This is a genomic window from Burkholderia seminalis DSM 23518 (genome assembly GCF_902832885.1).
Taxonomy (GTDB): Bacteria; Pseudomonadota; Gammaproteobacteria; order Burkholderiales; family Burkholderiaceae; genus Burkholderia; species Burkholderia seminalis.
Genome location: NZ_CADFDK010000006.1, coordinates 76,440 through 101,562 on the forward strand (window position 1 = coordinate 76,440; position 25,123 = coordinate 101,562).

The 25,123-nt window shown below is 63.7% G+C and carries 20 protein-coding genes and 1 pseudogene; 11 read left to right on the forward strand and 10 right to left on the reverse strand.

Annotation, left to right across the window (positions count from 1 at the left end):
- Positions 1-84 precede the first annotated feature (84 nt).
- Positions 85-1,569 (reverse strand): HD domain-containing phosphohydrolase, encoded by a 1,485-nt coding sequence (locus HWX00_RS19765; RefSeq protein ID WP_175027511.1) that lies wholly within the window; start codon positions 1,567-1,569, stop codon positions 85-87.
- A 200-nt stretch (positions 1,570-1,769) separates the two neighbouring features.
- Here HWX00_RS19765 and HWX00_RS19770 point away from each other — a divergent pair, with 200 nt between their 5' ends.
- The 8 genes from HWX00_RS19770 (at position 1,770) to HWX00_RS19805 (ending at position 10,021) form a co-directional block, all read left to right on the forward strand.
- Positions 1,770-2,366 carry a TetR/AcrR family transcriptional regulator gene (locus tag HWX00_RS19770; protein WP_034191374.1) on the forward strand — a complete coding sequence of 199 codons (597 nt, stop codon included), beginning with the start codon at positions 1,770-1,772 and terminating at the stop codon, positions 2,364-2,366.
- Positions 2,367-2,415: 49 nt separating this feature from the next.
- Positions 2,416-3,897 (forward strand): MFS transporter, encoded by a 1,482-nt coding sequence (locus HWX00_RS19775; protein WP_124669318.1) that lies wholly within the window; start codon positions 2,416-2,418, stop codon positions 3,895-3,897.
- Between the two features lie 50 nt (positions 3,898-3,947).
- Positions 3,948-4,256 (forward strand): EthD family reductase, encoded by a 309-nt coding sequence (locus tag HWX00_RS19780; protein WP_049029468.1) that lies wholly within the window; start codon positions 3,948-3,950, stop codon positions 4,254-4,256.
- A 131-nt stretch (positions 4,257-4,387) separates the two neighbouring features.
- Entirely contained in the window at positions 4,388-4,687 is a 300-nt protein-coding gene (locus HWX00_RS19785; RefSeq protein WP_034191371.1) for a hypothetical protein, read from the forward strand.
- A gap of 191 nt (positions 4,688-4,878) precedes the next feature.
- Positions 4,879-5,454, forward strand: a complete 576-nt coding sequence (locus HWX00_RS19790) for a DUF308 domain-containing protein (RefSeq protein WP_124609836.1) — start codon at positions 4,879-4,881, stop codon at positions 5,452-5,454.
- A gap of 810 nt (positions 5,455-6,264) precedes the next feature.
- Positions 6,265-7,680: a sugar porter family MFS transporter gene (locus HWX00_RS19795; RefSeq protein ID WP_175027512.1), complete on the forward strand. Its 1,416-nt coding sequence runs from the start codon at positions 6,265-6,267 to the stop codon at positions 7,678-7,680.
- A gap of 55 nt (positions 7,681-7,735) precedes the next feature.
- On the forward strand, positions 7,736-8,464 hold the full coding sequence (locus HWX00_RS19800; protein WP_175027513.1) for an HAD family hydrolase: 729 nt from the start codon (positions 7,736-7,738) through the stop codon (positions 8,462-8,464).
- A gap of 24 nt (positions 8,465-8,488) precedes the next feature.
- Entirely contained in the window at positions 8,489-10,021 is a 1,533-nt protein-coding gene (locus HWX00_RS19805) for a mannitol dehydrogenase family protein (RefSeq protein WP_226193932.1), read from the forward strand.
- A 132-nt stretch (positions 10,022-10,153) separates the two neighbouring features.
- Here the strand turns inward: HWX00_RS19805 and HWX00_RS19810 are convergent, their stop codons facing one another.
- The gene (locus tag HWX00_RS19810) at positions 10,154-12,115 is read right to left on the reverse strand and encodes an FUSC family protein (RefSeq protein ID WP_244131182.1); all 1,962 of its coding nucleotides are present in this window, start codon (positions 12,113-12,115) and stop codon (positions 10,154-10,156) included.
- A gap of 100 nt (positions 12,116-12,215) precedes the next feature.
- Positions 12,216-13,315: pseudogene (locus tag HWX00_RS19815) on the reverse strand (branched-chain amino acid aminotransferase).
- 183 nt (positions 13,316-13,498) lie between these two features.
- Between HWX00_RS19815 and HWX00_RS19820 the strand changes: the two are divergent.
- The gene (locus tag HWX00_RS19820; RefSeq protein WP_034191669.1) at positions 13,499-13,957 is read left to right on the forward strand and encodes an Lrp/AsnC family transcriptional regulator; all 459 of its coding nucleotides are present in this window, start codon (positions 13,499-13,501) and stop codon (positions 13,955-13,957) included.
- Positions 13,958-14,260: 303 nt separating this feature from the next.
- On the opposite strand, the gene HWX00_RS19825 is transcribed toward HWX00_RS19820, so the two are convergent.
- The 7 genes from HWX00_RS19825 to HWX00_RS19855 form a co-directional block, all read right to left on the reverse strand.
- Entirely contained in the window at positions 14,261-15,409 is a 1,149-nt protein-coding gene (locus HWX00_RS19825) for a porin (protein WP_034191366.1), read from the reverse strand.
- A 389-nt stretch (positions 15,410-15,798) separates the two neighbouring features.
- Positions 15,799-16,566 (reverse strand): class II aldolase/adducin family protein, encoded by a 768-nt coding sequence (locus HWX00_RS19830; RefSeq protein WP_034191365.1) that lies wholly within the window; start codon positions 16,564-16,566, stop codon positions 15,799-15,801.
- Positions 16,567-16,605: 39 nt separating this feature from the next.
- Positions 16,606-17,652, reverse strand: a complete 1,047-nt coding sequence (locus HWX00_RS19835) for a ketopantoate reductase family protein (protein ID WP_175027514.1) — start codon at positions 17,650-17,652, stop codon at positions 16,606-16,608.
- Position 17,653: 1 nt separating this feature from the next.
- On the reverse strand, positions 17,654-18,376 hold the full coding sequence (locus HWX00_RS19840) for an ABC transporter ATP-binding protein (protein WP_175027515.1): 723 nt from the start codon (positions 18,374-18,376) through the stop codon (positions 17,654-17,656).
- Positions 18,377-20,185, reverse strand: coding sequence for a branched-chain amino acid ABC transporter ATP-binding protein/permease (locus tag HWX00_RS19845; protein WP_034191363.1), 1,809 nt, complete (start codon positions 20,183-20,185; stop codon positions 18,377-18,379). It abuts the gene before it with no gap.
- Complete coding sequence (locus HWX00_RS19850) at positions 20,182-21,219, reverse strand: branched-chain amino acid ABC transporter permease (protein ID WP_034191362.1); 1,038 nt, start codon at positions 21,217-21,219, stop codon at positions 20,182-20,184. The genes HWX00_RS19845 and HWX00_RS19850 overlap by 4 nt, the downstream gene beginning before the upstream one ends.
- Positions 21,220-21,238: 19 nt before the next feature.
- On the reverse strand, positions 21,239-22,390 hold the full coding sequence (locus HWX00_RS19855) for an ABC transporter substrate-binding protein (RefSeq protein ID WP_034191361.1): 1,152 nt from the start codon (positions 22,388-22,390) through the stop codon (positions 21,239-21,241).
- An 814-nt stretch (positions 22,391-23,204) separates the two neighbouring features.
- Here HWX00_RS19855 and HWX00_RS19860 point away from each other — a divergent pair.
- The gene (locus tag HWX00_RS19860; RefSeq protein WP_034191360.1) at positions 23,205-24,299 is read left to right on the forward strand and encodes a porin; all 1,095 of its coding nucleotides are present in this window, start codon (positions 23,205-23,207) and stop codon (positions 24,297-24,299) included.
- 108 nt (positions 24,300-24,407) lie between these two features.
- Positions 24,408-25,052: a response regulator transcription factor gene (locus tag HWX00_RS19865; protein ID WP_034191359.1), complete on the forward strand. Its 645-nt coding sequence runs from the start codon at positions 24,408-24,410 to the stop codon at positions 25,050-25,052.
- Positions 25,053-25,123 lie beyond the last annotated feature (71 nt).

A 25,123-nucleotide genomic window follows, 5' to 3' on the forward strand; every position in this document is an offset into this window, starting at 1 on the left:
GTGACCGCCCGGCGCTGGCGGCCCGCTCGCGCGACGGCGACATCGCCGAATCACGATACGTTGCGACCGGGCAAGGCTCTATCGCTACAGCAGCCCCATCGCCGACGCCTTGAGTGTGGCTGCCGCGCGCGTCGAGCAATCGAGCTTGCGAAACATGCTTTCGACGTGGGTGCGCACGGTGCTCGGGCTCATCGCGAGCGCGCGCGCGGCTTCCTTGTTGCTCGCGCCGCGCGAGATCACGCGCAGCACGTCCATCTCCCGCGCCGACAGCCGCGCCCCCTGCGTGGCGCGTTTCGCGAACCGTCCGCCCGTGGGTGCCGGCTCCACGATCGCATCGACCGCTTCGTTGCTCAACCGGCCGCGCTCGACCTCTTCGCGCAACACCTGCCTGGCGGCTTCGGCCGACAGCGCGTCGCGCCAGGGCCGTGGCGAACGCAGCGCCACCCACGCTACCGAGGCGGCCAGCACACGCGCCTCGAGCGTCAACGCACGGCCGGCTGCCCCGCGGAAGTATCCCGATCCGTCCTGCCGCTCGTAAGCGTGGGAAGCGAGCTCGGCGGCCTCGGCGAGGGCCCCGGTTTGCCTGCCGGCGCGCGCCGTCCAGTACGGCACCAGCCGAATCTTTTCCCACGCGCTGGCCGGCAGCGTCTCGCGCTGATTCCACACCGCGTTGGGGACGGCGGCACGGCCTATACCGTGAATCAACGCAGCCTGGTAGACGCGCGCCTGCGCCGTTCGATCGAGTGCAAGCCGCTCGCAGCTTGCCGCCGCGGTCGTCGCGACCGCACGCGAAAAGCCCGTCATCCAGGGCAACTTGAGATCGATCACATCGGCGATCAGTTCGGCCGAGGTCGTCCGTTGCATGTCGGGCGTGATCAGCGCGGCGTCGAAATCGTCGAGCGTCGCACGCCCGACCTCCTCCAGCCAGCCGCTTGCGTTCCTGACGGCCGTTCCGACGAGATGGGCCGGATATCGACTGTCGGAACGCTGCTCGATGAGCTCGAGCGCCCGCTCGATGCCATGGGTACGACCGAAAACCTCCAGGTCGCCCGCCAGCGCGACCACAAACACGGGCATCGGCACCGCGTCGCGAGCCATGTTCGCGGGAAACCCCGCGCCATCCCACGTTTCGAAGATGTGACGGAGCGACGTTGCCGTCATGCCGGACAGGCCCGACATGCTCGCAATCTCTCCCGATACCTCGCAGTGAGTCTGCGCGAGCGGCAACATGACGGACGCTGCGCCACCCAGCGCCTCCAGCGGCGCCGCCCAGTCGGATCGTCCCTCGAGCATCGCCAGCCTGATCGCGATGTCGTCGCCGAACACGTCGGCGAAGCCCGCCGCGTTCGCGGTGCAGCCCGACCAGCGCAGCAGCGCCACCTCGCGCACCGTATCGCAAGTCTGCGAATCGAGCCCGGCCGCGCGCGCGAGTCGCGCCGCCAGCCATCCGGTGCGCAATGAATGGTCGGTCGGCTGTCCCATGCTGAGGTCCCCGACGAACGCGAGCGCTCTTACCGAATCGAACACCCGCAGCGTGTTCTGGTTTGCATCGACGTCGAACGTGGGCATGGACACGGAAAATCGTGGAGATCACCGCAGATCATACGCGAGGCCTACGATGCGATGTACGCGGCGCTTCGCCCCCCGCGACGGTGCGCAGCGTCCGCGTGAACAGGCGCCCTGCCGTTACATGCACATTGACATCGGAACCGATCGGTCCATATAATGAAGGCCACTTTCAAGCACCGCATCATTTGCGATACTGACCGATGGCAAATCCGGCTGGCGTGGGCCGCCCCCGCGAATTCGAACTTGGCGATGCCGCGCGCGACGCGATGGAGGTTTTCTGGGACCACGGCTATGAAGGCGCGTCCCTGCCCGACCTGATGGCCGGCACCGGCTTGTCGCGCGGCAGTCTTTACAAGGCATTCGGCGACAAGAAGGCGCTGCTGCTGGCGGCGCTCGACCTGTATATGGCCGACGGGCTCAAGGCGACCGCGGACATCCTGTCGCAACCCGGCCCCGTGAAGGATGCGATTCGCGACTCGCTGCTGCGCTATGCGCACCTGTCCGTCGGCGAGGCGGGCCGGCGGGGGTGCCTCGCGGTCGCGATGACCACCGAACTGGCCGCGCGCGACGCGGATGTCGCGGAGCGCACGGGGCGCATGTTCCGGCGCCTGCAGCAGCTCTATGCGGGCGCGATCGTCCGCGGCCAGGCGAGCGGCGAGATCGCCGAGCAGGACGAACAGGTGTTGGCGCGTCTGCTCGTCTGCCAGGTCGAAGGCATGCGCGTGCTGGGGAAAACCGGCGTACCCGAGCGCGACATGCTCGCGCTGGTCGACCGCACGATGCGCCTCCTCGACTGAATTTTTTTACCCAATTTGGAACTAATCGGTTCCGTATGGAGAGCCGTTGATGTCACAAAATGATCCCGTCTCGCCCGACCCGCGTCGCTGGGCGATGTTTTCGGTCCTGCTCGTCGGCGCGTTCCTGCCGCCGCTGGACTTCTTCATCATCAATGTCGCGCTGCCGTCGATCCGCGCGGAGCTGGGCGCCTCGTCGTCGGCCGAGCAACTCGTCATTTCGTCGTATGCCGGACTGTACGCGGTGACGCTGATCACCGGCGGACGGTTGGGCGACCTGTTCGGCCGCGGTCGCATGTTCTTTCTCGGGTTGATCGGATTTGCGACGGCCTCGATGCTGTGCGGCCTCGCCAGCTCGCCGTGGACGCTCATCGTCGGTCGCGCATTGCAGGGCGTGACGGCCGCGATCATGGCGCCGCAGGCACTCGCCTCGATCCAGGCGATCTTCCCGGAAGCGGAGAAGCCGCTCGCGCTCAGCCTGTATGGCGCGGTGTTCGGCCTCGCCGCCGTGGTCGGGCAGGCGCTGGGCGGGATCCTGATCTCGCTGAACCTGCTGAACCTGGGTTGGCGCACGATCTTCCTCGTCAATCTGCCGCTGGCGATTCTGGTCGTGCTGTTCGGGATTCCGCTGTTGAAGGAAACGCGCGCGCAGCATGCGCGCAAGCTCGACCTCGGCGGCACCGCGCTGTCGATGCTGACGCTGGGCGCGCTGATCGTGCCGCTGATCGAGGGACGCGAAGCGGGCTGGCCCGTCTGGGCATGGGTGTCGCTGCTCGCGGTGCCGGCCCTCGCCGCGTGCTTCTGGCGCTACGAGCGCCGGCTGGGCAGCCGCGGCGGCGCACCGCTGCTCGATCCGGCCGCGCTGCGCGCGCCAGGGCTGGGACGGGCATTGCTGATCGCGCTGCTGCTGTATGCGATCGGTGGGTTTTTCCTGCTGTTTTCGGTGTATCTGCAAAACGCGTTGCACGTCGACGCGCTGAGCGCGGGCCTCGTGTTCTTGCCGTTCGGCGTGGGGTTCCTGCTCGGGCCATTGTCGACGCCTTTCTGCACACGTGTCATCGGCGCTTACGTCAATCCGTTCGGCATGGGGCTGGAGGTCGTCGGGCTCGTCGGCCTCGCGTGGTTGATCGATGCCACGCCGATCGGGATGCCGCTCGCGTCGGTCCCGCTCGCCGCCGCGCTGTTCGTCATCGGTTTCGGACAGGGGCTCGCGCTGCCCACGCTGATGCGCATGGTGACCGGGCGCGTCGCACCGGCGCTTTCCGGCATGATCGCCGGCATTGCCAGTTCGACGCTGCAGGTCAGCACGTCGCTCAGCGTCGCGATCATCGGCGGAATTTTCTATACGGTCCTGGGCACGCGCCAGGATCCGGCGGCCATTGCGCACGCGTTCATCGTCGCGCTTCTCTCGATTTCGTTGTTCCTCGCCGCCGGCGCCGCGCTGGGCATCTCGCTCGCTCGCGCGCCCGCCGCGCCGACCTCGGTGCGGGCGGCCGCCCGGCCGGGCTTCGGCCCTGAACGCAATCGGCCGTAGTCGCCCGTCTCGACATTCATCGTTGCATCAGTCCGACCTGGAGAGGCCTCATGTATTTCGTCGTTTCCTATCGCCGAGCCGCGGGTACCCGGTTCGATGTTCGCTACTACGTCGAGCAACACATTCCGCTGGTGGAGAAATCCTGGAAACGGTACGGGCTCGAATATGTCGATGCCTTCTTCCCCTCGAGAGAGGACAGCGAACTGATCGTCGTGGCGATGTGCCGCTTCGTGGATCGGGCCGCGCTGGACGCCGCGTTCGCGTCGGCGGAGGCGGTGGACGTCATGGCCGACATCGACGCGTTCACCGATATCGCGCCCGATCGGCACATCACGGATGTCGTCTCGTACGCGCAGTAACGGCGGTTGCGCGCCGCCATGCGTCAGTTCTGGCCGGCTCCATCGGTTATTTGTCCGATGGCCCCCGCGAACGGCCGGATGCCAGGATAGGCAACCGTCACGCGAGTGACCGAACCGTGAGGGCGGCCGCCATGTCGGAACGTCAGCGCTTCATCGTTGCATTGGCGAGCGGCCTGCCCCGGGCGCTCGGCATATTCGCCGTGCTGTCGGGGGTGCTGCGGATCGGCATCGCCGTGGCGCGCCGGCGGGATGCCGGCACGTCATGGCGAACGATCTCGGCCGGCGCGCGAACGGCACTGGCCGGCGCGCTGCTTTCCTGCGAAGCGATGGGTGCCGTCTACTTCGCGATCGCGGCGCTGGGCGACCGATGGGCGGACGCCGGCGCGCCTGCGCCAGATCGCCCGGCACGAGAGAACGACGGGCCGACCTGAACGGCACAACCGTCATTGTCGATACGCGAGATACCCTGCATCGGCCTGGGCAACCGCCGAACCTTCACCATCGGACATCCGACCGATAGCGGCAGCCCCCGACGATTGAGATACTCGGCGCATTGGAGATCCGGTCAGCTGCGCCCCTGCCCGCCGACCGGCACGATGATTCGATATACAAAGGAGTGCAAATGGTTAACAGCCGCCCCGAATTCCATGCTCCAGCCGACGGTCGATGGCTGAAACGGTACTACTTTTCCAGGGCGATATTCTCGCTGATCTGGGTCGCGCTGGCGTTTTCCGTCGGGCGGCAGAGCGCGGCCTGCGCAGCGATCCTGTTGGTCGTTTATCCGGCCTGGGACGCGCTCGCCAATTTCGTCGACCTGGCTCGCAGCGGCGGGACGGCAGCAAATCGTACGCAGGCGGTCAACGTCGCGATCAGCGCCGTCGCGACCCTGGCGGTATTAGCGGCGTTGAATGCTGGCATGCACGCGGTACTCACGGTGTTCGGCATCTGGGCCATTCTCTCCGGTGCGCTTCAGCTCGGCACCGCCGTGCGTCGTTGGAAGCATGTCGGCGCGCAGTGGGTGATGGTCCTGAGCGGTGCGCAATCAGCGCTGGCCGGTTTGTTCTTCATTGTCCAAAGCCACGCATCCATGCCGCCCGCGATCGTGAAGATCGCAGGCTACGCGGCGATCGGCGCCCTCTATTTCCTGATATCGGCCGTTTGGCTGCAGGTGCGGCGGATGCAGCGCAGCAAGTCGTGAGCACCGGATAAATCTCCGTGCACCCGCAGCGCCCTCCCATGCTCAACGCATGGATCAGCGGCGTCTGGAATGACCTCGGAGGCGCCGCGCGCGGATCGGTGCGATCAGATCCGCGAAGGTGGCGGTATCGACGGCCGCGAGCCGAGCAACGAGAAATGTGCCGCCCCGACTTTCACCCACAGCTTGCCGCCAGATTGCGGGCATGTGGCCCACATGATTTCGTAGACTTGATCTTTTGCTCCTTTTCTGGATAATTGTTCATGACTCGGGCGACAAGCTCCTTGTAGATTTCGCCACGAGACCCTAGCCCGCCAGCCTCCCTCGGCTGGCATCCCCTTTTTCGGCACCTCATTGTTGGGTCCGCCGAAATACCCTCACGACTCCAGCCGGCAACGGCGGAATCGTTCGCCTGCCACGCAGGCCGTGAAGCGCCAGAGGAGACACTGGCGCCTTGCTCCAAAGTGCGGCTCCAGATCGTGCTCAACCAGAGGAATCGTCACGCCCTCGATCCAAACCGGTTTGGATGGGCCGCGAACGGTTTCCACACTCGGTGACCGACATGACCAGGCAATCCCCCCGGGTACAAACCGGAAGTCCACCCTATCGGCGCGTTCCATTTGCCCGACGCGGCGGCATGCCGCCCGGCCACGTCCACGCGCTCACCTGAGCGTCCGTCTGCGCCGTCCTGCTCCGCGACTTCAGTGAAGCGTTGCCACTCGTGCGGCGGCGCCTTTTACCGGAGCGGGCGCATGTCGTCACGTTACGCGTTCGTTCACCCCGCGCGACGCACGCATTACAAGGAAAACCGTCATGGCTTCTGATTCTGCCTTTCCCGGCACACCCGCGGCCCGCCCCCGGCCCACCCCGTCCGCCTACATGCGTACCGTCGCATCGATCGCGGCGATCGCCGGCGGGCTCTACGGATACGACACCGGCATCATTTCGGGCGCCCTGCCCCTCATCGCGCGTGAGTTCGAGCTCGACTACCGCGCTCAAGAGCTCGTCGCCGCGGCGATCCTGCTCGGCGCAGTGATCGGTGCACTGGCCGGCACCCGCATGTCGGCCGCACTCGGACGCCGCAAGACCATCACGATCGTCTCGGCGATCTATGCGGCCGGCGTGCTGGCTGCCGCACTATCGCCCGACGTGTGGTCCCTTGCCGCATCGCGGCTCGTGCTCGGATTCGCGGTCGGCGGCTCGACGCAGATCGTGCCGACCTACATCGCGGAGCTCGCGGAGCCGGACAAGCGAGGTCGCCTGGTGACCTACTTCAACGTATCGATCGGCATCGGCATCCTGCTCGCAGCATTGATCGGCGTCGCAGGCAACGACCTGTTTCCTTGGCGTGCGATGATCGGCATCGCCGTCGTCCCGTCGGTGATCCTGATGTATGGCATGACCAGACTGCCGCGCAGCCCGCGCTGGCTCGTCGAGCAGGATCGCATCGCCGACGCGCATGGCGAGTTGTCGAAGGTTCGGGAATCTCAAGCAGCCGTCCGGCACGAGATTGCCGATATCCGGGATGTGGTCGAGCGACAACAGCACGGCGCAACATCGGGCTGGCGCACGATGCGCGAGCCCTGGGTACGCCCCGCCCTCGTTGCCGGCCTCGGCGTCGCCGCGTTCACCCAGCTCAGCGGCATCGAGATGATGATCTATTACACGCCGACGTTCCTGCGCGACGCGGGATTCGGGGCGTCGGCATCGCTCTGGGCCGCACTCGGCGTCGCGGTCACCTATCTCGTGATGACCTTCATCGGCAAGCTGATCGTCGACCATGTCGGCCGCCGCACGCTCAGCCTCGCGACGCTGCCCGTCGCGGCAGCCAGCCTTGTCCTGCTTGGCTGCCTGCTGCGCGGCGACGTCGTTTCGCCCATGCGGCAACTGTGGATCGTCGCGTGCCTGATCGCGTTCATGGTGTTCAACGCCGGCGGTATCCAGGTGATCGGCTGGCTGACGGGCGCGGAAATCTATCCCGTCGCGATTCGCAACCAGGCCACCGGCGCGCACGCCGCGATGCTGTGGGGCTCGAACCTGCTGCTGACCGGAACTGCGCTGACCGTGACCCAATGGCTCGGTGTCGGCGGTGCGATGTGGGCATACGCGGGTCTCAACGCGCTCGCATGGGTGTTCATCTACTTGATGGTGCCGGAAACGCGCGGTCGCAGTCTCGAGGACATCGAGCGCGCATTGAAGCGCGGAACCTTCGGACCGCGCCATTCATGATCGCCCCCAGTCAAGACAGTCGCATCGATCCCGTCCCCCCATCACGGAAACCGACATGAACGAACTCACTGCCACTCGTCGACTTTCGGACTATGCGCTCATCAGCGATTGCGATGGCGTGCTCGTCAACAGCGAGGCAATCGCCGAACACATCATCGTGACTCGCCTCGAGCACCGGTGGGCGCTCGCCGGCCTTCGCGACGTCGTGCGCCCCATGCTCGGCATGCGCGCCGAGCAACTGCTGCGCGCCGTCGCAACCATCGTCGATCGGCCTCTCGACGACGACACGGCCGAGGCGATTCGCATGGACGTCCACGCAAGCGCGGTGAATGCGCCGGCCATCGACGGCGTGCGCGACGCATTCGACGCCATTCCGCTCGTCAAGGCGTGCGCGAGCAACAGCGATCTTTCCTACGTGCGCAGCGTGGTCGACCGGATCGGCCTGGCCGACATTTTCGGCGAACGATTGTTGACGGCCGACCAGGTGCCCTCGCCGAAGCCCGCCCCCGATGTCTATTTGGCCGCCGCCGTTCGCATGCACGTCGCGCCCGAACGCTGCATCGTCATCGAAGACAGCGCGACGGGGACCGCAGCCGCGATCGCCGCCGGCATGACCGTACTCGGTTTCGTGGGCGCCGCGCATGCGGCACGAACGCAAACGGACAAATTGCGCGCTGCAGGTGCGTCCGTCGTTTTCGACGACATGGCCGCGCTGCCGTCCCTCGTCGAACGCTGGCTGCAACAGATGCACGAAGCGACGCCCGATTTGCGCGTGCGCGCCTGACCTCCCTCGACCAGGAAACACCCCATGATCATGAATGACAACGCTTCCATGCTGGAGCGCGAGGATGCCGCGCTCCAGCCGCTCTCCCATGCCACCATCGGACGGGCCGCGCCGCACGTCGCCGTTCCTGGATACGATCATCATCGCCTGACGGCGGGCATCGCGCATATCGGTGTCGGCAATTTCCACCGCGCACATCAGGCGCGCTACATCGACCATTTGCTGCATCTGCCCGGTCACGAAAACTGGGCAATATGCGGAATCGGGCTGGGTAACAGCCGGTCCTCGATCGCAAAGGCCGATGCGCTCCGCGCACAGGATTGCCTCTATACGCTGACGGAGTTCTCGAGCGACGGCACGACAACCGTGCGCGTCATCGGTGCCATGATCGAGTATCTGCACGCACCGAGCGATCCCGAGGCGGTACTGGCCAGGCTTGCCGATCCAGCGATCCGGATCGTATCGCTGACGATCACGGAAGGCGGTTACAACCTCGACGAGACGACCGGCGCATTTCGGTTCGATGCGCCCGACGTCGCATACGATCTCCTGGGTGGGCCACCCCGTACCGCGTTCGGGTTTATCGTCGAAGCGCTCAGACGGCGCCGTGCCGCGAACGTACTGCCCTTCACCGTGATGTCCTGCGACAATCTGCGCGGTAACGGCGATACCGCACGACGCGCGGTGCTCGATTTCGCGCGTGCGGTCGACGTCGATCTCGCTGCCTGGATCGAGCGTTACGTCGCGTTCCCGAACAGCATGGTCGATCGGATCGCGCCGCAGGTGACGGACGCGGTTCGCCTGCGCGCCAACCGGTCGTCAGGCATTGACGATACGGCGCCCGTCGTTGCCGAAACGTTCTCGCAATGGGTGGTCGAGGACAGTTTCAGCGCTGGACGCCCGGCATTCGACGCCGCGGGTGTCGAATTGCGCGACGACGTCCATGCGTACGAGGCAATGAAGGGACGCATGCTGAACGCTTCTCACATGTTGCTCGCTTATCCGGCGATTCTGTTGGGACATCGCTTCGTCCATGACGCAATGGCTGATCGCGATCTCGCCGCGCTGCTCGACACCTTCCTTACCCGGGACGTCGGCCCGATCCTCACGCTGCCGCACGGCGTGTCCGCGCGCGCCTATGCTCAAGATACGCTCGCGCGCTTCAGCAACGCCGCACTGGGCGACCAGTTGCTGCGCGTCGCGCACGACGGCACATCGAAAATCCCGGTGTTTCATGAAAAGACCATCGGGGCACTGATCGCGCACAACGGCGACATGCGCCGTGAAGCACTGCTGCTGGCTTGCTTTCAGCATTACCTGAAGGGTATCGACGATCTCGGCCACCCGTTCGCCGTCAGCGAACCGCGGTTCGATGCAGCGGATCTCGATCGCGTGCGAAGCGGCGATCCGCTTGCGATCCTCAACTCGAAGCCGTTCGCCGCTCTGGGCCTCGATGCCCACGCGAGATTCATCGAGCCATTCCGCACGATGCAGGCCGCCGTGGCACGAGGCAGGACTCGCGATGCGATCCGGCTCGCGCTCGATCCGGATGCTTGAACGACGTATCGCGACCGGAACATCGGTCGCGCGAATGCTCCCGTCCGGGCAATGCGCTGGACGATCGTCCGAATGATCTGCGGATAGCGGGTACCGCCGACGACGGCCTGTCGGCGGCCCGCCCCGGCGAGATCAGCCGGTTCCGGCCGCACCCGCACTCGCGTCGGCGAGCAAGGGGGGAGTGATGCGAGAGCCGCCGTTGTCCCGACCATCGTTCCTTGCCCGGCTCTTTCCGAACAGCGCGTCCTCGAATACCCGATTGAGTTCGATCAACTTCGCGTCGAGCCGGGCCAGGTCCCGCTGGGGCGGTAACGGATGATCACCGGACATTGAGAGCGGCCCGTGCGCGACGTGCGCGGCCGCATCGAGTCGAATCGAGCCGCTGCGATCCAGATCGCGCATCAACGCATCGATTCGTGTAACGATGACCGCGCGCGCATGCCGCTCGAATGCGACCACCGGGTCATCGGCATCAACAGGCAGGCGCGTCGCTACGATTCGGCCATACAGCCAGCAGTAGCGCAGCGTGTCCGACAACCGTCGCGCATCGCCGGATACCCGGCGCATGCGCCACGCGGCCAGCGGCCTGATGGCCAGGCGCACCTCGTGAAAACGGCGATCGGCCGCGCGCGTCTGCGCCGCCCCCGGCCGCGTGCCGTCGTCGCGTTCGTGCACGAGTTCGCGCAGCGCCGCCAACAGGCTGTGCGAGCGCGTCACAATGTGGCGCGACGCCGCCAGCGGCATCACCAGCATCGCCGCCGCGAGCGACACCGCACAGCCGATCAACACCTCGCCGATACGCAGTTCGGCAAGTGGGCCGATCTCGAACCCCAGTTGCGCATAGACGAGGCCGATCAGCACCGTGAGGAAAAAAACACCGCGCCCGTATGCATGCAGGATGTGGTACGCCCAGGCAAACACACAAACGCCCATTACGATGACCACGAGTGCATTCGCATGATGAATGGCACCAACGACGAGTACGCTCGCGAGCGCGCCGGCGAGCGTACCGGCGACACGTTGCGCGCCGCGATAGATCGTGTCCGCGCACGAATACGTACCAAAGAACACGACGAATGTGCTGAGCACCGCCCACATCCACCGCTCCGACGACAGCGTCTCGCCGATCAACATCGCGGCGAACGCAGCCGCCGCGGCGCGGATCGCCGGCAACCATGCGAGCGTGCGCCATCCGGCGATCCACGGAACCACGGGCGCGCGCTGCGGCGTCACCGGCGGACGTGTGACGGTCATGCGCGCCACCACTTCGCCGGCTACGGTATCGAAGCGAGCAATCGCGGCGCGTAGCGCCGCGGCGGCAACGTCGGTCCGATCGTGGTTCAGCACGCGTCGAGCCGCCGCGATCTCCAATGCGACGAGCGCGGCGTGCAACGCGTGCGCGTCGCCTTCATCGAGTGTCGATGCGTGATGCTCGAGTGCGATGGCGGCCTCGTTCAGCGCCAGTAAATGCGCCATCGCGTCCAATGCGCCGGCGGCCGGCACGTCACTCCGTGCGATGCATGCCGCTTGCAGCGATACCGAGCGCGCGATGAGCCGGGGCGTGCGCGCCGCATGCATCGGCAACAGCGTCCGGCAGACGAATACGACACTCGCGAGGCCTGCGATCGACATCACCAGCATGCGGCCGACCTGTGGCGCGATCGGATGCAGATAGAGACCGAGGTAGTACATGGCAATCGCCAGGAACGCGCATCCGATCGTGCGCGCCCCCCGGGTCTGGCACAGCATCGAACAGAACAGGACGAGCACGAAACCTGCCTTGCCAACGGCTGGCCAAGCGCTCACGAAGGCGGCCGCGGCGAAACTCGCGCAGGCGACGCCGTACTGCCATGCAAGCGATTCATACCAGTCCAGCCGATGAGCATCACGCAGGAAAAGCGGTGCGATCATCGCAAAAAGTATTCCAACGGCGCCGGTGGTGATCGCAAAACCGAGATGAAGCGCCAGTGCAATGCCGAACGCGCCGGCGAGCAAGCTCGCCAGCGCGGCGCGCACACCGCCCAGCAGCCGATGAAGACCGGGGTCGACAATAAACAGGCGGTCAATGGCACGCGACAACGAAACAGCTGACATGATCGAAGAATTCCAAGAGGCAGCGCGGCTGTTTCCGGCCGAACGCCGGCCGCGGCTTTCATGACGGCCCTCGCGAGTCGTGAGGGCCGCGTTGCCGAACTCAAAACACGCGGTCCACCCAGCCGTGGCGGTCGGCTTCGCGCCCGTTCTGGATATCGAGCAGCGCCGCCTTCAGGCGCAATGTGACCGGCCCCGCGCCACCATCGCCGATCGTGAAGTCGTACGCACGGCCCTTCACCCGGCCGATCGCCGTCACGGCCGCCGCCGTGCCGCATGCGAACGCCTCGACCAGACGGCCGCTGCGTGCATCCGCCTGCCACTGCTCGATCGTGTAGCCCTCCTCCCGCACCGTGTAATTCATATCACGCGCCAGCGTGATCAACGACGCGCGCGTGATGCCTGGCAGAATCGTCCCATTCAGCGGCGGCGTCTGGATCGACCCGTCGTCGAACACGAAGAACACGTTCATCCCCCCCCCAGTTCCTCGATCCAGCGGCGCTCGACCGCATCCAGAAACACCACCTGCTCGCAGCCTTCGCGGATCGCCTCCGCCTGGGCAGCCAGGCTGGCTGCATAGTTGCCGCCGCATTTCGCGTCGCCCGTGCCGCCCGGTGCCGCCCGCGTGTAGTGTTCCGACACCCACAGCGTCACGCCCGACGCGCCGCTCTTGAAGTACGCGCCAACCGGCGTCGCGATCACGCAGTACAGGTACTCGGGCGACGGCTTCACGCCGAGCACCGCCTCCGTCGCGATCATGAACGGACGCAAATACAGGGCCGCCCCGTCGAACGCCGGAATCCAGTCACGATCGGCCCGGACCAGCGCACGTACCGATTCGACGAACATCGCCTCCGGCAACGGTGCCATCGAGAGCCGCTCGGCCGAATGGCGAAAGCGCCGCGCATTCGCATCGGGACGGAATAAGGCCGCGCCGCCGTCCGGCAACCGGTAGGCCTTCAAGCCCTCGAAAATTTCTTGCGCGTAGTGCAGCACGAGCGTCGCCGGATCGAATCGAAACGACTCGCGCGGCCCGATTTTCGCGTGATGCCACCCTTGTTCCGCCGAGTACCGGATCGTCACCATGTGGTCCGTGAAGACACGGCCGAAACCGGGATTGTCGAGCAGCGCGGTGCGCTCGGCGGCCTCGACAGGGTGAGGATTTCTTTCGAATTCGAAGTCCTGGACAGGACTGGCGCTCATCTTTTGCTCCTTGATCGGCAGCGGGACCGTTCCGGCTGCTACGGACAAAAATTTATCGTAGAAAAAATAATTTCCGGTTGCGTGTTCGACCTAAGATGAAACCGGTTTGGCAATTCAATGCTTCAAAAGTCGAACATTCAGGCATCGTGTGCCTCAATCGAACAAGCTGGGTCAATGGCCGTGATCGAACTGGACGAAATGGACCGTCGCATTCTGAGAGTGCTTCAGGAAGACGGGCGAATCCAGAATGTGGAACTGGCGCAGAAGGTGGGCTTGTCGCCGTCGCCGTGCCTGCGTCGAGTCAAGCAGCTGGAGCAGGCCGGCGTCATCGAGCGCTACTCGGCGCTGCTCGACGCATCGAAGATCGGTGCGGGGCTGACTGTCTTCGTCCGCATCTGGCTGACAAGCCAGGACGCGAAAACCGTCGACCATTTCACCGAGGTGGTCCAGCGTCTTCCACAGGTTCTCGAATGCCACTTGATGGCGGGCGATTGCGATTGCCTGCTGCGCGTCGTGACCGCCAATATCGACGCCTATCGGAAATTCCAGATCGACCACCTGACCCGGATCGACGGCGTGCAGAGCGTGAAAACCGAGATTCCGATGCAGAAGATCAAGCAGACTTCCGTGCTGCCGCTTTGATCGCGCACGCCGCTGCGAAAGTGAATCGGTACCGCCCCGGGCCGGCAGTGCATGGAGATCCACGAAAGCGGCGATCGATGGGGCGCGTCATGGCGAGCGCTTGGCCCGTGATGCGGACACCGTCAGGCAGTTTCGCGCGCGCGATGCGGCACGCGGCGGTTGGCGGTGTATCGCCGACGACAGCGGGTCGGTAACCCGCCGCAGCAAGATCGGTCGGTTCCTGTCGAACCGGGACTCGTGTCGGCGATTGAGGGGTGAGATGGGAGGCGCGGAGGCTGCATGACTCCGCGAACGGCATTGGCGTCAGAAATGATGCAGCAGCGCGATACGCGCGACATATTGATTCGGGCCTGACGAGATATCGGCGGCGCCCGGAATGTACGCGTAGTCGAAGTCGGTTCCGGTGTGCGCGTTCATCGCATGCTGATAGACGCCCTCCACAAATACCGATGTGCGTTTCGACAAGTCGTAATTCAACTTCGTGCTCAGTTGATGCCACTTCGGATTGAACGCGCCGACCGTCGACGCGACGCGGGCCTGAGTGTACGTATATGCCGCGCCGATGTAGAACGCGGTCGTGAAGTGATAGAGGCCGTTCACCTCGAAGTTGTCGAACTTCCACGATTTCCACGCACCGCCCGCCGGCTGCGTCGTACCGGTGAAATACGCGTTCGAAGTCGGATCGTAGACGTCGACGTGCGAATACGTGAATCCCACCAGCGCGTTCGAGAACGCATAATTCACGCCGATGCCGATGTTCTGCTGCGACGATGCGTCGAACGTATTGTCGCCGGTGATCGCGCCGGTCGAATCGGCATTGCTTGCGTGATTGATCTTCAAATACGACGCGCCGACCGTCAGCCCGCCCTGCTGGTATTGCAGCGCGGCGCCATACAGGCGGTTGTTCGCGAAGCCACCCGCCTGATTGCTGAATCCGTACATCGCCTCCGCGGTGACGCCGTGCCACACCGGCGACACGTACTTGACCGCGTTATTCACGCGAAACGAGTAGTCGGTGTTGTCGTTGTCGTACGGATGCGAGAACAGGTAGCCGGTCCAGTTGCCGTTGGCGGTGAGCGGCGAGAAGATGTCGACGCTCGGATCGTACTGGCGACCGAACGTCAGGGTGCCGTACCGATCCGACGCGATGCCGACGAAGGCTTGGCGGCCGAATTCCCGGCCACCTTGGTTCATTTTGCCGGTGTTGACGTCGAAACCGCTTTCGAGCGTGAAAATCGCTTGGTAGCCTCCGCCAAGATCTTCCGTGCCCTTGATACCCCAGCGGCTGCCGTAGTCATAGCCGCTTTGCAATTGCACGGTTCCGTGGCCGCGTGCGTTGCTCGTGTAGTTGATACCGTCCTCGATCTTGCCGTAGAGCGTCACGCTGCTCTGCGCATGCGCGGTGGCAGCAAGCAAGGTGGCGGGTGCGATGATCCCCCAACGCATTCTCATGACGATTTACCCCCAGGTCTTTCGTTTTCCGGTCGTAACGCTTCCGCGCTCCGTATATGCCGCGTCGAGGCTGCTCGGCGATGCGACGGGCGCAGTGTAATGAGCCGATTTTTTTCTGTTAGCCCCTCGCGGTGGGAAGGTGCTCTCCAGAATGGGGGATATTTGTCGGCGCGAAATAGGGCTAGCGGGCTGGTGGAAAGTGGACCGGCCCCCGCCACGACAGCCGTGATCTCGTGAGAAGCGCGTCATCTATCAACCGCATACGATGCGTAGCCAGCCGCCGCGGAGACCCGAAGCGGCGGTGCGCCCGCAGCTGGCTCGAACGAGCGCTAGCCGCGGCCGCGCCACTTTCCGTGCGACCGCCTCGTTCGGCCGGCAACGCCTTGCCGTCACCTCCGTGGACCGTGCCGCATCTTCCTCACCATCGCATCGAACAGCTTGATCGCGAACCGGTCATGGCGGATCAACTGCGCCGCAAGCTCCGAACAGCGCGCCTTGATCGCATCCGCCAGCTGCACATCGCTGCCGCGCAGCGCAGCGGCCTGGCATTGAATTTCAGCGGCACGCTGCGCCGTCCACAGCAGCATGAAGGTTCCCGGAATGTCCTTCTCGCAAACGGCGATACCGTGATTACGCAGCACGAGCACATGTTTGTCGCCGAGGCTCGCGAGCATCCGTGTCTTCTCGTCAGCAAACAGCGTGATCCCTTCAAACGTGTGATAGGCCACCCGCCCGAACAGCTGCGCGCCGTAGAAATCGTCGTGGCGAAAGCCCTCTTCCTTCAGGGCGATCGCCGAAATCGGCGTCGTATGGGTGTGGACGATGCAATGCACATCCTCCCGTGCGCCATGGATCGCACTGTGCAGCGCGAACCCGGCGGGATTGCCCGGATACGGTGATGGATCGATCAGATGCCCCTCGTGGTCGACCTTCAGCAAGTTCTCCGGCGTCACTTCGTAGTAGTTCAAACCGAATGGATTGACGAGGTAATGTGCATCTTCGCCCGGCAACCGCGCCGAGATATGGTTGAAGATCATTTCCGTCCAGCCCATGTAATCGATCAGATGATAGAACTCCGTCAGCTGAACACGCAGCGCCCATTCTGCGTCGGCAATGTGGCTCGGTTTTTGAATATCTGAAAGGGTGGCATATGTCATGACTATTCCCGTTTGAAATGCCCTTCTGTCGTACATGCTTTAACGAAGCGTGCGCTGCGTCGTTCGATAACGCGTGAGCGCGAGAATCGCGCGGGTAGTCGGCATTGGAATGCCATACCGGTCGGCAAGCTCGACCACGGCATCGCCAATCGCCGCCAGTTCCAGACGCTGTCCCTTCTCGTAGTCCTGCAGCATCGATGTGCGGAATGCCCCCATCTTTTCCCCCTGGACGAGAAATGCGTCCTGATTCAGCGCGATGCGTGCGCCGTAGCGCTCGGCCACGCTGATCACCTCGCCCATCATGTCGACCACCACCTCGCGCAATTCCGCTGCGCCATAAATGTCCTGCAAGGTCCCACCGGTGATGACGGAGAGCGGATTGGACGAGAGATTGGCAACCAGCTTGGTCCATACGTCATCGCGAATGCGCCCGCTGGCGCGCGTATCGATGCCCGCGTCCGAGAGCAGCGCACAGACTTGCTCCAGGCGCACGCTCGGACGGTTGTCCAGTTCGCCGAGAATCATCCGGTGCGGATTGGTTGCGACAACGCGCCCGGGTTCGCGCACTTCGGCGGTGATATACACGACGCACCCAAGGATCTGCCGTGACGGCAGCATCGCGGCAAGGCTGCCGTCCGGGTCCACCGCGCGTACCGATTCGTAGTCGGGGCCACTGCCGGCGCTTCCGTGCTCACGACCGCCCTCGCCGCCGAAATACCACCACGGCACCCCGTTCACCGCCGGAACGACTACCGTCTCCTTTCCGAGCATGGGCTTGATGGACGTCAGCAAACCCGGTAACGCGTGCGCCTTCGCACAAACGAATACGATGTCCTGTCTATCGAAATCGTCGGCTCGATCGCTGGCGGGGACATTCACCCGGATCGAACCGGACAGATCATCCAGTTCGATCCCTCGTCGGCGGATGGCCCCGAGTGTCGCGCCCCGCGCAAACACGCTGACCGCCCGACCACTGGCGGCAAGCCGTGCCGCCAGGGTGCTGCCGATCGCGCCGGCACCCGCCACGCAGATCTTCGTGCCCGATGGATTGCTGCCTCGACGGCCTTGTTCTTCCTTCCGCTCCATCTCAAGATAATCCCAGGTAAACGTCGACGATCCGCGAGTCCCGGGCGATTTCGTCCGCCGGTCCCTCCATCGTCAACGTGCCGGTTTCAAGCACGTACGCGTAGTCCGCGACTTTCAGCGCGGCACGCGCGTTCTGCTCGATCAGCAGGATCGACACGCCGCGCTCACGCAGTGCCGCGACAATACGGAACATTTCGCGCACGATCAGCGGCGCCAGCCCCAGACTCGGCTCGTCGAGCATCAGCAGCCTGGGCCGCGCCATCAACGCGCGTCCGACCGCAAGCATCTGGCGCTCGCCGCCGGACAGCGTGCCCGCGGCCTGGTTGCGACGCTGCCGCAAGCGAGGAAACAGGTCGTAGACCTCCTGCATCGTCTGCGGATGATCGCGATGGCCTTGGCGAATCCGGCTGAATGCGCCTAGCAACAGGTTGTCCTCCACCGGCATTTCGGCAAACAACTCGCGCTTTTCGGGCACGAGATTCATCCCGGCCGCGACCCTGTCCTCGATCGGCGCATGCGGTTGATGACCGCCGCAGAATGCGATCTCGCCGTCCGACGGCAGCACACCCATGAGTGCCGACAGCAACGTGGTCTTGCCTGCGCCGTTCGGTCCGATCACGGTCACGATCTGCCCTTCGCCCACCCGCAGGCTGACGTCCGACAGCGCGCGCACCTTGCCATATGAGGCCGACAGATTGCGTACCTCCAGCAGTTCTCCGGCCATTCACTCCTCCCCGCCCAGATAGGCCTCGAGTACCGCTGGATGCTTTTGCACCTCGGCCGGCAGACCTTCGGCGATCTTCTTGCCAAAATCCATCACCACCACGCGATCGACCAGATTCATCACGAAGTCCATGTCGTGCTCGACCAGCAGAATCGCGAGGCCCTCTTCGCGCAGCTTGTTCAGCAACTCGGCGAGATCGCGCTTCTCCTGATAGCGCAAGCCGGCCGCGGGCTCGTCGAGCAACAGCAGGCAAGGATCGGACGCGAGTGCCCTGGCGATTTCCAGTACGCGTTGCTGTCCAAGAGCCAGCGATCCGGCTTCCTCGTTCAGATGGGCCCCAAGCCCGACGCGGTGGATCTGCCGTGCGGCTTCGGCAAGCAAACTGCGCTCTTCGTCGCGTTCGCACCGGAACGCGGCGCGCAGTTCGCCACTGCTTCCACGCAGGTGCGCACCCAGCGCGACGTTGTCAAGCACGCTCATCCGGCTCAGCAACCGCACATGCTGAAACGTGCGACTCATCCCGCGCTGCGCGATCTTTCTCGAACCGATGCCGGTGATGCGTTCGCCGCGAAACACGACCTCGCCGGAGGTCGGCGTATCGACGCCGGAGATCTGATTGAACATCGTGCTCTTGCCCGCGCCGTTCGGCCCCAACAACGCAACAATCTCCGCTGCGCGCACGTTCAGGCTGACGGCATCGTTCGCCACCAGACCACCAAATCGGCGCGTGACCTCACGCACTTCCAGCAGGACGTCACGCCTCGGCGGCATGGCGCGCTTCGGCAACGCCGCGGCATTCGCATCCACACGGGCGCGCTTGCGGCTCGCATTTCGGCCGAGCATCGACAGCCGGCGCGCGAACAGCGGCCACAAACCGCCCCGCGCGTAATGCAGCAGGAACACCATGCCGAAGCCGAACACGATGATCTCGAAGTTGCCCGTTTCGCCGAGCAGCTTCGGCAGGATGTCCTGCAACCACTGCTTGGCGATGGTGAATACACCCGCCCCCAGCAGCGCACCCCACACTTGTCCCGCACCGCCGATAACGGCCATGAACACGTAGTCGATCCCCATCTGGATGCCGAACGGCACCGGGTTCACGAACTGCTGCATATGCGCATAGAGCCAACCGGACGCGCTCGCCTGCAATGCCGCGATGACGAAGATCACCATGCGCGCCCGCGCCGTATTCACCCCCATCGCTTCAGCCATAACCGTGCCGCCCTTGAGCGCCCGTATCGCACGGCCCGCGCGTGAATCGAGCAGATTGCCGGTACAGACGATCGCCACCAGCAGGAACAGCCAGATCAGGTAGTACATCCGGGCGCCGTCGCGCAGGCTGACGCCCGCCAGCGTCACCGGCGGAATATCGGCGATGCCCGTATTGCCGCCCAATCCGCCGATCGCGCCGAACGCGAAATAGAGACTCAGGCCCCATGCGATCGTCCCGAGCGGCAGGAAGTGGCCCGACAGGCGCAAAGTCAACGCACCGATCAGGCACGCGGCCACCAGCGTCAACACCAACCCCGCCACGAGCGTCAACCACGGCGATGTGCCCAGCCAGCCGATCCATGCCGGCAGCGTCGCGGCATGCGCGGTCAACACCGCGGTGGTGTAGGCGCCGATACCGACGAAGGCCGCCTGGCCGAAGCTGGTCATGCCGCCGACGCCCGTCAACAGCACGAGGCCGAGCGTCACGAGCGCGTACAACGCGATGTAGTTGAACAGCGTCACGTAGAACGGCGGCAGCACGACCGGGACAACCGCCAGCAACACCAGTGCACAAATGAAGATGCGGCGAGGCGTCATTCTTCCTCCTCAACAGGATGACTCTTCAGGGAGCGCCACAGGAGCACCGGGATGAGCAGCGTAAAAACGATGATCTCCTTGTAGGGGCTAGCCCAGAATGCCGAGAACGATTCGATCAGTCCCACCACGAACGCCCCTGCCGCCGCGACGGGATAGCTGACGAGCCCGCCGATGATCGAGCCGACGAAACCTTTCAGACTGATCAGAAAGCCCGAGTCGAAATACAGTGTTGTCAGTGGCGCAATCAGAATCCCGGACAGCACGCCGATTAGCGCGGCGATGAAAAACGTCGCCTTGCCCGCGAATACCGGCGAAATACCCATCAGCCGGGCACCGACCCGGTTGAACGCGACTGCACGCAACGCCTTGCCGTAAACGGTGCGTTCGAATGCCTGCCTCATCACGATCATCAGCAGTACGGACGTCGAAATGATCAGCAATGCCTGGCTGCTCAGGTTGATGGCGCCGAGCTGCAACGGCACGTCGACGAACGGCGTAATGCGCGCACCCTCCGGGCCGAAGATCAGCAAACCCAAACCCACCAGCGCCATATGCACCGAAATCGACACGATCATCAGCACCAACACCGACGATCCAGCAAGCGGTTGATAGAACAGCCGATACAACTGGGGGCCGAGCGGCACGATCAGCGCAAAGGTCAGCAGGGCCTGCAGCGAGACAGGGAGTTGAGCCACCGGCAACACATGCACCAAGGCAGCGAGCACGCACGCATAAGCGAGCTTCGCGCCCCCGGTGGCGGACAGGCGAAGCACGCCGGTGCGCCGATAGCGCTCGGCGAGGTCCGCCGCCACTTCGGCCAACGAGAAAGCGACCAGCAACCACACGACGAGCAGTGACTTGCCCGACTGCATCGCGGCCATCGTCAATGCGCCGTAGACCACGAATTCACCCTGAGGGATGAACAGCACCCGGGTGACACTGAATACCAGCAGGATCGACAACGCCAGCAACGCATAAATTGCACCGTTGGTGAAGCCGTCCTGACCTAGGATCAAAACTATCTGAGCGTTCATCGGGACGTCTGGCTTTCGCTTATTTGATGAGCGCCCAATTGCCGTTCTTGACGGTAATCAGCACGCGGCCGCGATCGTCGAAACCGCTGTGATCGACGGAACTCATGTTGTAGATGCCCTGCGTGCCGACCAGATCGCGGGTCTGCTCGAGTGCGTCTCGCAATGCGCTGCGAAACGCAGGCGTACCGGGGCGCCCCGCCTTTTTTTCCGCGATCGGCACCGCACGTTCGAGCAGGAGGCCCGCATCGTAGACGTTCGCGCCGAAGGTGGCGGGCTTCGTGCCGTTCAGCTTCTGATAGGCATCGATGTAGGTGGTCGCGACTTTCTTCGACGGATTGCTATCGGGTATCTCGGGCAGCACGAGCATGAGACTCGCAGCCAGCACCGTGCCCTCGACCTTGCGGCCGCCAAGCTTCAGAAAATCCGGCAACGCCGCGCCGTGCGTCTGATAAAACCTGCCCTTGTAGCCGAGGTCGTACAGCGTCGATTCCGGTAGTACGCTCGCGCCGCCGGGTGCCGCGATCAGCACCGCATCCGGATGGCTCGCCATCACCTTGAGCGCCTGCCCCGTTACCGAACTGTCGGCGCGCTGATAGCGTTCATTCGCGGTAATCTGAATCCCGTGAGTCTTCGCGAGGCCCGAGAACACCCGATACCAGTTCTCGCCATACGGGTCGTTCAAGCCGATGAAAGCCACGGTTTTCACACCGGTCCCGACCATATGGTCGACCAGCGCCTGAGCAATCAGGTCATCGTTTTGCGTGGTCTTGAACACCCACTTTTTCTGCTCGGTCATAGGCAGAACCACCGCGGCGGTCCCGACCGGGGCCAACATCGGCGTGCCGGATTCGGCGGCGAACTGGATCACCCCCATCGCGTTGGGTGAGCCGGTCGGTCCGATGATCGCGTCGACCTTGTTTTCGGAGATGAGCTTCTTGAAGTTGGTCACCGACGCGGTGGGGTCGCTCGCGTCATCCAGCGAAATATAGTCGACGCTCAGATCGCCGATTTTCTTCGGCAACAGCGGCACCGTATTTTTCTGCGGAATGCCGACAAGTGCCGTCGGCCCCGTCGACGAAGTAACCACACCGATCTTGAGCTGCGCGTGAGCCGGCAGCCAACAGGCGGCTAGTGCGACGAGCGCCACCGTCGAAATCTTCTTCAACAACATTGCAAACTCCCGAGGACAGGTTAGCGAACACCAGTGAGTTAATCGAGGATCGGCCATTCATTCGGTTCGACGGATTCGCGCACGCATCGCAGTCGATGAAACTGTCGGCCGTCGCAGTTCAGTGCGCCGGCGTCTTCTCGAGCCTTGATGTCGAGCGCATCGACGCACAACGTTCCGTTAACCGCAAACACGCCATGCCTGCCGCTTGATCGGTTCAGGCACACCAGCAATGTCGGCGGCGATTCAGGCGTGGGTGCTTTGCATCGCCTTATCGGACAAAGCCGAGCGGCACGCATCGGATGAGCCGACTCGTTAAACCGTGAAGGCAGTCTAAGAGAACTCTTTTTTGACGGTAACCCAACAAAACCACCTGACGACCTAGGAAAATCTTTAGTCGGCCGCCGAGTCGAAAACGGGTTCGTGTAATGAATCGACGGGTTCCACACTCCGTCGCTGCCACTGTCACACCGGCGAAGAATTCAGTACAAACCTAAAGATTCTGCTGCTGCGATACGTGCATCCCTTGGCTTACCGCCAAAAAAGCGATCACCTAGACTGCGCTCGTCGTCGGGATATTTCAGCGTGCCGAAGCCGGTACCGGCGGCGCCTACCCCATCGCCCCAGCCTTCCTGCGCCTGGCACGGCCCAGCGAATTCACTGCGGCATGGTCGTTTTCTCGAAGGACACGATCGCCGGTCTTTTGGAAAGGGCTCCACCTTCCTTACCAATATGGACTACGAATCATGTCGTCAAATACCGGCTTCCAAAAACGACGAGACACGTAACGGACCTTCACTCCAGGGGAACCAACAGCATGACCAAGCGAATCATTCTCACCTCTGCATTGACGTTGTGCGCAACGCCAGTCCTTGCTCAATCGAGCATTACCCTGTATGGCCGGATCGACACGTCGATCGAATATTCGAACTTCGGTCCCAATCACGCAGTCCACATGGGCAGCGGCGACATAGCCGCCACCTCATGGGGACTCAAGGGCGTCGAAGACCTCGGGGGAGGACTGCGTGCCATTTTCAAGCTCGAGAATGGATTCAACTCCTTCAACGGCGTTGGCGGGCAGAACGGCGCACTGTTCGGTCGCGAATCGTGGGTCGGTCTCGCGGGATCGTTCGGTGCGTTTCAGGCCGGCGTCAACTACACCCCGATTCACACGATCCTCGTCACGTATTCGCTGCCCGCGTACGGCGCGGGCCTGGGCTGGGGCAATGCGGCCGACAATTTCGTCTACGGCCCTTCACTGCGCGTGAGTAACTCGTTGCGCTATGTATCGCCGCGCATCGGCGGGTTCGTCGTTCGTGCACTGGTGGCCAGAGGCAACAACGGCGCGTCGAACGGCGCCCCGGCGTCGCTTGGCGACACCTACAGCGGGGGCGTCAACTACGTGTACAACAATTTGTCTGTAGATATCGGCTATCAGCTTCAACGCTTCAGCCCGGTCAAGACGCTCACCGCGAGTAGCCCGGTGGAAGGCGGCAATTACGCACTGGCCGGCGTGTCGTACAACTTCGGCTTCGTAAAACCCGCCTTCGTTTATGTGAGGCACCGCGGCGGCCAGGACGTTCCCAACATGGCCGGTTCGACCTACGCGAATCCGCATTCCGATTTTTTCGAAGCAAGCGCCGAAGTACCGATCAGCATCGGCAAACTACTGCTCAGCTACGGCCACTATCGCAAGATCGCCAATAGCGATGGCAACGCGGATTCGTTCGGTATCCGTTACGACTATCCGTTGTCGAAGCGCACCATCGTCTATGCCGGCGCCGCCGAGGTTCGCAACGGCGACGCCGCGGCGTTCTCGCTGAACAATGCGGGCGGTCCCGCTGCGCTCGCCGCCCCCAAGCCGGGCCAGAATTCGAACTCGGTCGTGATCGGCATGTTGCACTTGTTCTAGACGCGGAATCGCTTACCGAAATTTTTTTTGAACCGCTACGATGACAGCTGACCGGCTCGATGTTTCGGGGCGGCCAGCTATTCTCATTGCAGCGAACCGAAGCACGATATGGATGCACCGACTCAGCTCCCCCTTGTGTACGTCGTCGATGACGACGAGGATATGCGTACGTCGCTTTCCTGGCTGCTCGCCTCGGTGAAGATTCAAACCCGCTGCTTTCAGGGGCCAGTGGAATTCCTGGAACAGTTCGATCCTGGCGTACCGGGTTGCCTGGTGCTGGACGTGCGCATGCCTGGGGTCAGCGGCTTCGATCTGCAAGCGGAGCTCAACCGTCGAGGTGTTTCGCTGCCGATCATTTTCGTTTCGGGTCATGGCGATATCCCGATGTCGGTACGTGCCCTGCAGAACGGCGCGATCGATTTCGTCGAGAAGCCCTACAACTCGCAACAGATGCTCGACCGCATCCAGAACGCGATGAAGATCGCCAGCGAAACGCATCGCGCGAATCAGCACCTCCAGGCGCTGATCCAGCGCATCCGAGCGCTTACGCCGCGTGAGCAGGAAGTACTGAATGGCGTGATCGAAGGAAAAGCGAGCAAGCTGATTGCGCGCGAGCTGGGTATCAGCGCCAAAACCGTCGACGTCTATCGCGCGAGCATCAAGGAGAAACTCGGCGCGACCTCATTTGCGAGCCTGCTCAAGGACGTAATCGAGGCGCGGCACGCAATGGCCGCGCCCCACCCGCGTGGCTAGCCTTCACGGGCAGACATTCAGCCGGCCACTTCCACCGATCAGCCTGCCCTGAATGGGCGCGCGGCCGGGCG